Origin of the sequence: Sphingobium sp. C100, from assembly GCF_000508185.1 — a bacterium.
Taxonomy (GTDB): domain Bacteria; phylum Pseudomonadota; class Alphaproteobacteria; order Sphingomonadales; family Sphingomonadaceae; genus Sphingobium.
On the sequence record NZ_AYOY01000031.1, the window covers coordinates 1 to 9,928 of the forward strand.

The following is a 9,928-nucleotide window of genomic DNA, read 5'->3' on the forward strand; positions in this document are numbered from 1 at the left end:
GGCCCGACTGGCTGGCCGATCCCGCCGAAATGGCCGAACGCACCCGCGCGCTGGAGGAAAAGCTGTCGGACGCGCTGCACGCGGCGCTGACGCAGCGTTTCGTCGACCGGCGCACAACCGTCCTCTTGCGCGACATCGGCCAGAATGCGAGCAATCTGCCGGTGACGGTCGAGCCGGACGGCAGCGTCTGCGTCGATGGGGAAATGATCGGACGACTTGACGGCTTCCGATTCTCGGTCGATCCCGCTACGCGGCATCAGGACCGAAAAATGCTGTTGGCGGCCGCGGAACGGCGCCTTGGAAAGGTATTGCGAGTGAAGGCTGACGAACTGGTTGCTGCAACGGATGCGGATTTCGCGCTGCTGGACGAAGCGGGGCAGGCGCCCGGCATCGCCTGGGGCGAAACGCCGGTGGCGGCGCTGCTGGCGGGATCGAGCCTGCTGGCGCCGGAAATCCGCCTGGACCGCGCACTGCTGGCGCTTGGGCAGGATGTGCAGAAGCAGGTCGTGACCCGCCTGGCGACCTGGCTTGAGGGGCAGAAGCAGAAGCATCTGCTGCCGCTCGTCAAAATGGCGGAAAGCGCCGCCGATCCGGCTGTGCCGCCTGTCGTGCGCGCGGTATTCGCGCAGCTTGCCGATGCCGGCGGCGTGATCGCGCGGACCGATCTCGATTCGGCGCTCGGCCATCTCGACAAGGAACAGCGGCATTTGCTGCGCAAGGCGGGCCTCGATATCGGGGTTCTCGACATTTATCATCCCGGCCTGCTGAAGCCGGGCGCCGCACGCTGGCGGTCCGCGCTGCTGGCCGCGCGCATCGCCAAGCCCTGCCTGCCGATGCCCGGTCCGGGCCTCACCCTGATCCCGGCGGGCGAGCGGCCGGCGCAAATGGGCGCGCGAATCGCCGGCTTTCGCGGTTTCGGGGAACAGATGCTGCGCATCGACATGGCCGAGCGCATGGCCCGCACCGCGCATGAGACGATTGCGAAGAATGAGCCCTTCACCGCGCTCAGCCCGCAGATCGTATCGCTGGGTCTGACCGAGGACTCCTTCCTGCAACTGATGCGCGCGGCCGGTTTTCGGCCGATCGAGCCTGCACCGCCGCCCGCGCCGGTAGAGGAAGGGGCCGAAACGCCGCCCGCCAGCGGGGCCAACTGGGCTTTTCGGGGCCGGCAGAAAGCGCGCACCGACCGGCCGCAGGGCGAGCGCTCGCGTGGCGGCCAATCTGGCGGCGGCAAATCTGGCGGTCCCAAGCCCGCCGGCGGCAACCGCCGCGAGGGCGGCCAGTCCCGCCCCGCCGCGAGCGGCAATGGCGGCAGCCCCGCCCCCGTCAACAATGCCTTCGCGGGCCTTGCCGACCTGCTAGGCCGCAATGGCTGACCCGGTGGCAGGCGCCAGCCACGGCCCCAGCCTGCGCATCGACAAATATCTCTGGTTCGCGCGGCTGTCCAAAAGCCGCTCGACCGCCCAGACGCTGGCTGAGGAAGGCTATGTCCGGCTCAACGGCCGGCGCATCGACCGCGCCCATGCGCCGGTGCGTGCGGGGGATCTCATCACCTTTCCCCATCCCGGCGGCGTGCGGGTGGTGCGCGTGATCGTCCTTCCCTCCCGCCGTGGGTCGGCCGCGGAGGCGCAAGCCTGCTATGAGGAATTGACGGTCGGGGGGTGACGCGCCGCAGGGACGGCCATTCCCGCGCGCACCGGACGAAACCCGCCCTAAACCCCGGCCAATAATATCCTCATTGACCTTCGCGCGCGGCGGGCATAGCAGGGCCGCGCTTTTCCAGAGGACAAGAGTGCCCAAACAATGACCTACGTCGTGACCGACAACTGCATCCGCTGCAAATTCATGGATTGCGTCGAGGTCTGTCCCGTGGATTGTTTCTACGAGGGCGAGAATATGCTGGTCATCAATCCCAGCGAATGCATCGATTGCGGCGTGTGCGAGCCGGAATGCCCGGCCGAGGCGATCCTGCCGGACACAGAGAACGGCCTGGAAAAATGGCTGGAGCTCAACACCAAATATTCGGCCGAATGGCCCAATATCACCGTCAAGGGCGATGCCCCCGCCGACGCCGAAGCCATGAACGGCGTCGAGAACAAGCTGGAACAATTTTTCTCCCCGGCCCCCGGTTCGGGCGACTGATCCCGGCGGCAGAATCGCCGCTCTAGCGTCCCGAATTGCGCCACACCCCCAGCCATTGTGTCCGGGGGTGGTAATTTTGTTACGAATCTGCTAAATAGGCCCGTAACGGTCGGATTCCCCTAGTCCGGCCCTGGAGAATAACTTCATGTCTTGACGGGTCGCGCCGTTCATATTTCAGCATCCGGCTTTGCTCAGCTGTTGCGCGACGGCCCGTTTCCCGCTTGAATTGGAAAGGTATCAAATGGCTGCCAAGGCGCTGTCCTTTGACGTTGGTGATTATGTCGTTTATCCCAAGCATGGCGTAGGTCGTGTGATCGAGCTGCAGAAAGAGCAGATCGCCGGCATGGAATTGGAGCTTTACGTCCTCCGTTTCGAAAAAGAGCGCATGACGCTGCGCGTGCCGACCAACAAGGCCGAAGGCGTTGGAATGCGCAAACTATCCTCCAACAAGACGCTGGAGGAAGCCATGGAAACGCTCAAGGGCAAGCCCAAGGTGAAGCGCACCATGTGGTCGCGCCGCGCGCAGGAATATGAAGCGAAGATCAATTCGGGCGACCTGGTGTCGATCGCCGAAGTGACGCGCGACCTGTTCCGCGCCGACGACCAGCCCGAACAGAGCTATTCCGAACGCCAGATTTTCGAGGCTGCTTCGAGCCGCCTGGCACGCGAACTGGCCGCGATGGAAGAGACTGACGAGCCGAGCGCGCTCAAGAAGATCCTGCGCATCCTGAACGAAGCCGCACCCAAATATGCGAAGGTCGAAGGCTGACGCATTTCTTCTAGCCGGCAAAAAGGGGCGTTCCGGGCAATCGGAACGCCCCTTTTTTTGTGGCCGAAGCTTATGCTCCGCTGCGTTGGACCGGATGCAGGTCGCGCGCTCTAGGCTTTCGTTATCGCATCATTTTGAGCGGAAAACCGGTTCCGACTTTTCCGCACGATGCTTTAGTCGCCTTTCACGCTGCCGGCCGCGTCCTGCGCCGCGTCGCCGACATCGCTTGCGGCTTCGCCGACCTGCTGCGCCGCGCCCGACACCGCATTATCCTTGTTCGTTTCGCTGCTGATCAGGAAAAAAGCGGCAATCGCCACCACAACCACCAGCAGCAGAATCGCCAGCGTCATGCCGCCGCCGCCGCGCCGTTCGATCACCGTCGTCGTGGGCGTAGGGCGCTCCTGTTCGACCTGATAATCGGCCATGTCTTCATCCTCCTCATCATGCCACCCGACGCACCAATGCGTCATGGATGCGCAATGTTCCCGGAGGACAGGCGGCCCGTTCAGTCGCCGATCGGGACGAAGGCGCCCTTGGCGCGGTCCTTAACCACCTGATCGGCGCGGAAAACCGATCCACTCATGGTGATATAGACGCCCGGCGGCGCCACCTGCGCGGTCGCGAACGCCATGCCCAGGTTGAAGCTGGCGTCGCTTTCGCCAAAGCGGGCGGGCGCCAGCGCGCCGACCAGCACGATGGTCTTGCCGGCGATGTCCTGCAACAGCTTCGCGGTTTCCGTCATCGTGTCAGTGCCATGGGTGATGACGATATGTTTTTCCCGCGCGGCGGCGACCCGCGCAGCGATCAGCGCGCGGTCCCTGTCGTCCAGTTCCAGGCTGTCCTTGCGCGTCACTTCCTCGATGCGGAAGGGCCGCTTGACGCGGGCGACTTCCAGCAGCTTGGCCATCACGGTTTCCCCGACCTGATAGTCGGACAGGGCATCGAAATAGATTTTGTCGATCGTGCCGCCGGTGGTCAGCAGCAGGATCGGGGCGTCAGGGGACAACATGCATGGCTCCAAGTCGATTTCGGCGCGCTGTAGCGTAAATCGCCGCGCCCCGGAACCGCCCTTATGCGCCGCGCGCCATCGCTTCGCCGCGGTCGCGCGCTGCGGCCAGCGTATCGGTCAGCAGCGCCAGCAACCGGTCGTCGGCATCCAGGACATTCAATCCTTCGCGCGTCATGCCGCCAGGACTGGCGACCTGATCGGCCAGCGCCGCCGGGCTGGCAGCCGCGCCCGCAGCCATGTTCGCCGCGCCCTGCACCGTCGCCAGCGCCATGCGCGCGGCCTGGGGCGCGGGGATGCCGATCGCTTCGCCCGCACGGGCAAGCGCATCGATGAAGCGGAAGAGAAAGGCCGGGCCGCAGCCCGACAGCGCCGTCACGCGATTGAACAGCGCTTCGTCCGCGATCCATTCGGCCAGGCCAAGCGGCTGGATCAAGGCGGCCAGATCGGCTTTCGCCTGGCGATCGGTTGCGACGTCGGTGAACAGCGCGACCACCCCCTCGCCCAGTCCAACCGGCAGATTGGGCATGGCGCGGACGATGTCGCGCGCGCCCGGAAAGCGCGTGCGCAAATCGGCCAGGGTCGTGCCCGCCAGGATCGAGACGATCGGCGTCGCCGCATGACAGAGCGGCGCCAGCGCGGCCGCGACATCGGCGATCTGATAGGGCTTCATGCCCAGCAATATCGTCGTTCCAGCGGGCAGCGCGGCGGGATAGGCGGTGACGACCGTCACCCCATCGGCCACCGCCCGACCACTGGGGCGCAGCACGGTGACGCGCGCGGGATCAAGCCCGCAGGCGAGCCAGCGGCTGAGCATCTGCCCCGCCATATTGCCGCAGCCAACAAGGAAGAGATGATCGGGCCAGATCGCGGTCATGCGCGCGCTCAGGCTTCGCCGCGGGTTTCGATCAGGCTGGCGGAAATCGCCTCCGACGGGGACTTGCCGCCCCACAGGACGAACTGGAACACCGGATAGAAACGTTCGCATTCGTCGATTGCGGTTTCGACCAGAAGCTGCGCCTGGTCGAGCGTCAGCGTGCCGCCCGCGCCCAACAGCACACCGTGCCGGAACAGGATGATGCCGCTGGACGACCAGAGTTCGAAATGGCCGATCCAGAGCTGTTCGTTGATGAGGCCCAGCGTTTCGTAGACGGTCGCGCGCTTCTCGTCGGCCACGCGAATGTCCGGCAACGCGAGGAGCTGGAGCACCTGATCCTCATCCCGCCAGATGCCGCGCAGTTCATATTGCGCCCACGACCCCTGCGTGTTGCCGACGATCTCATCCTCGCCGACCTGGTCGAAACTCCACCCATGGGCCTCGAAATAGGCCGCCAGCATGTCGATCGGCGCGGCTTCCTGGCCGCCATGTTCAAATTCGTCACTATCCATCATCGGCGGGCCTTAACACCCCATCGGGTGAAAGGACAGACGCTCAGTTGGCGTCGGGCGCCTTGGGCTTGGTCGCCTTGACGCTCTTGGTCACGGGTTCGCCGGCCTTGCCTTCCAGCGCGTCGAGCCGCGCCTTCAGCAGTTCAACCTCCTCGCGCGCGGCGGCGGCCATGGCCTTGACGGCGTCAAATTCGTCGCGCGACACGAAATCCATGCCGCCGATCCATTCCTTCGCCCGTTCGCGCGCATTGGATTCGAATTCGCGGGTCACGCCCGCCATGGTGCCCGCCGCGCCGTTCACCAGCTTGGCCAGATCGTCGAAAAAGCGGTTTTCGCTCTGCATTGCTCTTGTCCTTCCTGCGGCGCGGCCGACGCGCCGGATTTCATATCTGGGTCTTGAGCGCCGGGGCGACAAGGGTCTCGGCCTCCGGGTTCAGGCGGCCGACCTCATAGTTGAGGAAGGACGCGAAGGCCAGCCAAGCGAGATAGGGCAGCAGCATGACGCCCGCGGCGCGGCGGATGCGCCAGAACAGCGCGGTGGTCGCCGCCACGAGCGCGAACAGGGCCAGGATCAGGACCAGAGCGCTGTCGACCTGATGCGCGCGAAAGAAAAGCGGCGACCAGGCGAGATTGAGCAGCAACTGGACCAGGAAGAGAAGGATGGCCGGCCCCCGCCCCTGCGCCCCGCGCGCGTGAAGCACGATCGCGAAGGCCAGCGCCATCAACACATAGAGGATGGTCCAGGCCACGCCAAAGACCCAGCCGGGCGGCATCAGCGCCGGTTTGTCCAACGCATCGAACCAGCGATTGCCATAGCCGCTATTGGCCAGCCGGCCGGACAGGAAGCCCAGAAAGACGATGGCGGGCACGGTAAATAATACCCAACGCAGATAGGCAAGGCGCAACTGACCCTGGGACGCAATCTCATTCATCGACAGCAACAACCCCCGCGCATGTCACTCGGCCGGTTCGGGCGAATCCGTCAGCGCCGATTCCAGCTTGCGGCTGACGGTTTGGGGAGAAACCGTGCGTTTGGCAACGCGCGAATAAAAGATCGGGATGAGGAAAAGGGTGATGAGCGTCGCCAGGCTGACGCCGAAGACGACGACGACGCCGATCGACTGGCGCGCGGCCGCCCCCGCCCCGCCGCGAATGACCAGCGGCAGGGCGCCGATCACGGTCGCGATCGATGTCATCAGGATGGGGCGCAGGCGGCGCTTGGCGGCTTCACGAATGGCGCGTTCGACCGCCATGCCCTCATCGCGCAACTGGTTGGCGAATTCGACGATCAGGATGCCGTTCTTGGCGGCGAGGCCGACCAGCATGACGATGCCGATCTGGCTGTAGAGGTTGATTGACCCGCCGGTCAGCGCCAGCCCCAGCACGCCGCCCGCCACCGCCAGCGGCACGGTGGCGATGATGACGCCGGGATGGATGAAGCTTTCGAACTGGGCGGCCAACAACAGGAACACGATGACGATGGTGAGGCCAAAGACCAGCCAGATCGCGCCGCCCGTCTCCCGCAGCGACTGGCTTTCGCCGCGATAGCCCAGCGCGACCACCTCGGGCGACTGGCGCGCCTGCCCTTCGAGCCAGGTGAGCGCGTCGCCAAGCGATGTGCCCGGCGCCAGTGCGGCGGTCAGGGTGATCGCGCGCAGCTTGTTATAGCGGTTGAGCTGGCGCGGCCCGGCGACTTCCTTCACCGTTACCAGCGCCGACAGCGGCACCAGCGCGCCGGTTCGGCTGCGCACATTGATGCGCTCCAGGTCGGACACGGTTTCGCGGCCTTCATCCTCCGCCTGCACCAGCACGCGATATTCCTCGCCCCGGTCGACATAGGTGGTGACGCGGCGCGATCCCAACAGGCTTTGCAGCGCCTGGCTGATGTCGTTCACCGACACGCCCAGGTCGCCCGCGCGCTGAAGATTGGTCTCGATCCGCATCTGCGGCTTCGATTCCTTATAGTCGCTGTCCAGGTTGATAAGCCCCGGATAATTGGCGGCAGCCGCCATGATGCGGTCGCGCGCGGCGACCAGCCCTTCATAGGTGGCGCCCGCCAGCACCAGGTTGACCGGCAGCCCGCGCCCGCGCCCCAGGCCAGACCGGGGCGCCGCATTGCCGCGCACGCCCGGCTGGTCGGCGATGACCTTGTTGATGATGGTCGCCACTTCCGCCGTGGTGATGGTGCGGTCTTCCCAGGGACGCAGGAAGGCGATGACGTTGCCGCTGTTGAAATCGTCGGTCGTGCCGAAACCGCCGGGCGCGCGGACCACCAGATTCTGGAGCGTCCCATCCTTGCGCAGGAAATTGAGATCCTTCTCGATCTTGAGCATATAGGCCAGCATCTGGTCATAGCCCGTGCCTTCGGGCGCGCTGATGTTGGATTCCACGACGCCGGTATCCTCCGCCGGCGCCAGCTCGGTCGGCAGGCTGGTGAAGACGAAACCCGCGACGCCCAGGAACAGCAATACGCCGATCAGGGCGAACAGCGGCTTGCGCAGCACATGGTCGAGCCAGCCCGCATAGCCGCCCTCGATCCGCTGGAACCGGTCATCCACCCAACGGGCCAGCCGCCCGCGCTCGGCGGTCTTGAGCAGTTTGGAACAGAGCATCGGCGCCAGGCTGAGCGAGATGAAGCCGGAAAAGCCGATCGCCGCGATCATCGCGATGGCGAGTTCGCGGAACAGCAGGCCCGTCTGCCCGGCCAGGAACATGATCGGCACGAACACCGCGCATACGACCAGGGTGGTCGAGATGATGGCGAAGCCGACCTGCCGCGCGCCCAGATAAGCGGCGACCAGCGGATCGTCCCCCTGTTCGACGCGGTGATAGACATTTTCCAGCACCACGATCGCGTCATCGACGACCAGGCCGATGGCGAGCACGAAGGCAAGCAGGGTCAGCAGGTTGATCGACAGGCCGAGCAGCCACATGACCGCGCAGGTCGACAGCAGGCAGATCGGCACCGTGACGGCCGGAACCAGCGTCGCGCGCACCGACCCCAGAAACAGGAAGATGACCAGGATGACGAGCAGCGCCGCCTCGATCAGCGTGTCATAGACATTCTCGATCGCGCGCTCGATGAACAGGCTTTCGTCGGTGCCGATCGCGATCCGCATCCCCGCCGGCAGGGTCGGCTCCAGTTCCTTGATCAACCCCTTGGCCCGCTGCGCCACTTCCAGCGTGTTCGCGCCCGACTGGCGGATGATGCCCAGGCCGATCGCGGTGCCGCCGTTGGAGCGGAAGCTGCTATAGGGATTTTCCGGCCCCTCCTCGATCCGCGCGACATCGCCCAGCTTCACCTGATAGCCATCGTCGCCGCGCCCCACCACCAGATTTGCGAACTCGTCCGGGGTAGCGAAGGGCCGCTCGACGCGCAGCGTCTGGTTCTGCTGTTTCGATTCGAACCGCCCGGCGGGCAGTTCGACATTCTGCGCACGCAGCGCATTTTCGACATCGGCCGGGGTCAGCGCAAAGGCCGCCAGCTTTTCCGCATTGAACCAGATGCGGGTCGAGGGTCGCGCCTCGCCGCCGATGAACACGCGCGCGACGCCGTCGATGGCGGAAAAACGGTCGACGATGTTGCGGTCGATATAGTCGCTGATCTGGATCGAGCTCCAGCCCGGCCGCGAGATCGACAGGAACAGGATGGAGCGCGCATCCGAATCCACCTTGCGGATTTCCGGCGCCAGCGCATCCTCGGGCAAATCCTCCACCACCGACCCGACCCGGTCGCGCACGTCATTGGCGGCGCTGTCGATGTCGCGGGAAGGATCAAATTCGATATTGATGTCGGACTGGCCATCCTCCGACGTGGAGGTGATGGTCTGGATGCCCTGCACCCCCGCCACCGCATCCTCGATCAACTGGGTGATGCGGGTTTCCACGACCGACGCCGCGGCGCCGGTATAGATGGTTTCGACCGACACGATCGGCGGGTCGGTGTCGGGATATTCGCGCACCGACAGGCTGAGATAGCCGACCACGCCGACGATGCAGAGCAGCATCGCGATCACGGCGGCGAAGACCGGGCGGCGAACGGAAAGGTCGGAAAGCTGCATGACCCGGCGTCCTCAGCCCGCGGCGCGGGACGCGCCGTCCTTGGCCTTGTCCCCGGCAAGGCGCACCTTGGTGCCGTCGGTCAGCTTGACCACGCCTTCGGTCACGACCTTCTGCCCGGCCTTCACCCCGCCCAATATTTCGACCTGGCCGTTCTGGCGCATACCGGTATCGACCTTCACCCGCTTGGCCGTGCGGTCTTCCAGCACGAAGACGAAACGGTCCTCGCCATCGCCGACAACCGCCAGTTCCGGCACGGCGAGCGACTCCCGTTCGCGCGCGAAGACGCTGACGGTCAGCAACATGCCCGGCTTGAGCGCCTTGTCGCCATTGGGCAGGATGGCGCGCACCCGGATGGCGCGCGTTGCCGGGTCGATCACCGGGTCGATCGTCGCGATCGTGCCATTGAAGGGCCGGTCGGGCCAGGCGGCCGACACCGCCTTGATCGGCATACCCTGGCGGATCATCGACAACTGCGTTTCGGGGATGGTGAAGTCCAGCTTGATCCGGCTGATGTCGCTGACGGTGGCGATGGCGGTGCCGGCGGGAATGATCGCGCCCGC

The 9,928-nt window shown here is 65.4% G+C and carries 11 protein-coding genes and 1 pseudogene; 4 read left to right on the plus strand and 8 right to left on the minus strand.

Translation table 11 applies throughout. The features are described from left to right. From C100_RS48530 to C100_RS28530, 4 genes and pseudogenes are all read left to right on the plus strand, one after another. Positions 1-1,376: pseudogene (locus C100_RS48530) on the plus strand (helicase-related protein); the annotation flags it as partial. Further along, complete coding sequence (locus tag C100_RS28520) at positions 1,369-1,665, plus strand: RNA-binding S4 domain-containing protein (protein WP_024018438.1); 297 nt, start codon at positions 1,369-1,371, stop codon at positions 1,663-1,665. The pseudogene C100_RS48530 and the gene C100_RS28520, both read left to right, overlap by 8 nt. Before the next feature lie 138 nt (positions 1,666-1,803). Beyond that, positions 1,804-2,142, plus strand: coding sequence for a ferredoxin FdxA (gene fdxA / locus C100_RS28525; RefSeq protein WP_024018439.1), 339 nt, complete (start codon positions 1,804-1,806; stop codon positions 2,140-2,142). 241 nt (positions 2,143-2,383) lie between these two features. Continuing rightward, positions 2,384-2,911, plus strand: a complete 528-nt coding sequence (locus C100_RS28530) for a CarD family transcriptional regulator (protein ID WP_024018440.1) — start codon at positions 2,384-2,386, stop codon at positions 2,909-2,911. Between the two features lie 173 nt (positions 2,912-3,084). Here C100_RS28530 and C100_RS28535 read toward each other — a convergent pair whose 3' ends face one another. The 8 genes from C100_RS28535 to C100_RS28570 all read right to left on the minus strand — a co-directional run. Then, entirely contained in the window at positions 3,085-3,336 is a 252-nt protein-coding gene (locus tag C100_RS28535; protein WP_031308689.1) for a hypothetical protein, read from the minus strand. A gap of 80 nt (positions 3,337-3,416) precedes the next feature. Then, a complete protein-coding gene (locus C100_RS28540; protein ID WP_024018442.1) occupies positions 3,417-3,920 on the minus strand; it encodes an asparaginase domain-containing protein in 504 nt (167 codons plus the stop codon). Positions 3,921-3,981: 61 nt separating this feature from the next. Further along, a complete protein-coding gene (locus C100_RS28545; RefSeq protein ID WP_024018443.1) occupies positions 3,982-4,794 on the minus strand; it encodes a pyrroline-5-carboxylate reductase family protein in 813 nt (270 codons plus the stop codon). An 8-nt stretch (positions 4,795-4,802) separates the two neighbouring features. Continuing rightward, a complete protein-coding gene (locus tag C100_RS28550; RefSeq protein WP_024018444.1) occupies positions 4,803-5,309 on the minus strand; it encodes a YbjN domain-containing protein in 507 nt (168 codons plus the stop codon). A 40-nt stretch (positions 5,310-5,349) separates the two neighbouring features. Then, positions 5,350-5,649, minus strand: coding sequence for an accessory factor UbiK family protein (locus C100_RS28555; protein ID WP_024018445.1), 300 nt, complete (start codon positions 5,647-5,649; stop codon positions 5,350-5,352). Between the two features lie 40 nt (positions 5,650-5,689). Continuing rightward, entirely contained in the window at positions 5,690-6,238 is a 549-nt protein-coding gene (locus C100_RS28560; protein WP_024018446.1) for a TspO/MBR family protein, read from the minus strand. 24 nt (positions 6,239-6,262) lie between these two features. Then, positions 6,263-9,367, minus strand: a complete 3,105-nt coding sequence (locus tag C100_RS28565) for an efflux RND transporter permease subunit (protein WP_024018447.1) — start codon at positions 9,365-9,367, stop codon at positions 6,263-6,265. 12 nt (positions 9,368-9,379) lie between these two features. Further along, positions 9,380-9,928, minus strand: a 549-nt coding sequence (locus C100_RS28570; protein WP_024018448.1) for an efflux RND transporter periplasmic adaptor subunit, incomplete at its 5' end; no start/stop codon positions are given.

What these genes read in the sequence shown, in the direction of transcription:
- C100_RS28520 (WP_024018438.1), top strand. Translation starts at nt 1,369, where the DNA reads ATGGCTGACCCGGTGGCAGGCGCCAGCCACGGCCCCAGCCTGCGCATC.
- fdxA (WP_024018439.1), top strand. Translation starts at nt 1,804, where the DNA reads ATGACCTACGTCGTGACCGACAACTGCATCCGCTGCAAATTCATGGAT.
- C100_RS28530 (WP_024018440.1), top strand. Translation starts at nt 2,384, where the DNA reads ATGGCTGCCAAGGCGCTGTCCTTTGACGTTGGTGATTATGTCGTTTAT.
- C100_RS28535 (WP_031308689.1), bottom strand. Translation starts at nt 3,336, where the DNA reads ATGGCCGATTATCAGGTCGAACAGGAGCGCCCTACGCCCACGACGACG.
- C100_RS28540 (WP_024018442.1), bottom strand. Translation starts at nt 3,920, where the DNA reads ATGTTGTCCCCTGACGCCCCGATCCTGCTGCTGACCACCGGCGGCACG.
- C100_RS28545 (WP_024018443.1), bottom strand. Translation starts at nt 4,794, where the DNA reads ATGACCGCGATCTGGCCCGATCATCTCTTCCTTGTTGGCTGCGGCAAT.
- C100_RS28550 (WP_024018444.1), bottom strand. Translation starts at nt 5,309, where the DNA reads ATGATGGATAGTGACGAATTTGAACATGGCGGCCAGGAAGCCGCGCCG.
- C100_RS28555 (WP_024018445.1), bottom strand. Translation starts at nt 5,649, where the DNA reads ATGCAGAGCGAAAACCGCTTTTTCGACGATCTGGCCAAGCTGGTGAAC.
- C100_RS28560 (WP_024018446.1), bottom strand. Translation starts at nt 6,238, where the DNA reads ATGAATGAGATTGCGTCCCAGGGTCAGTTGCGCCTTGCCTATCTGCGT.
- C100_RS28565 (WP_024018447.1), bottom strand. Translation starts at nt 9,367, where the DNA reads ATGCAGCTTTCCGACCTTTCCGTTCGCCGCCCGGTCTTCGCCGCCGTG.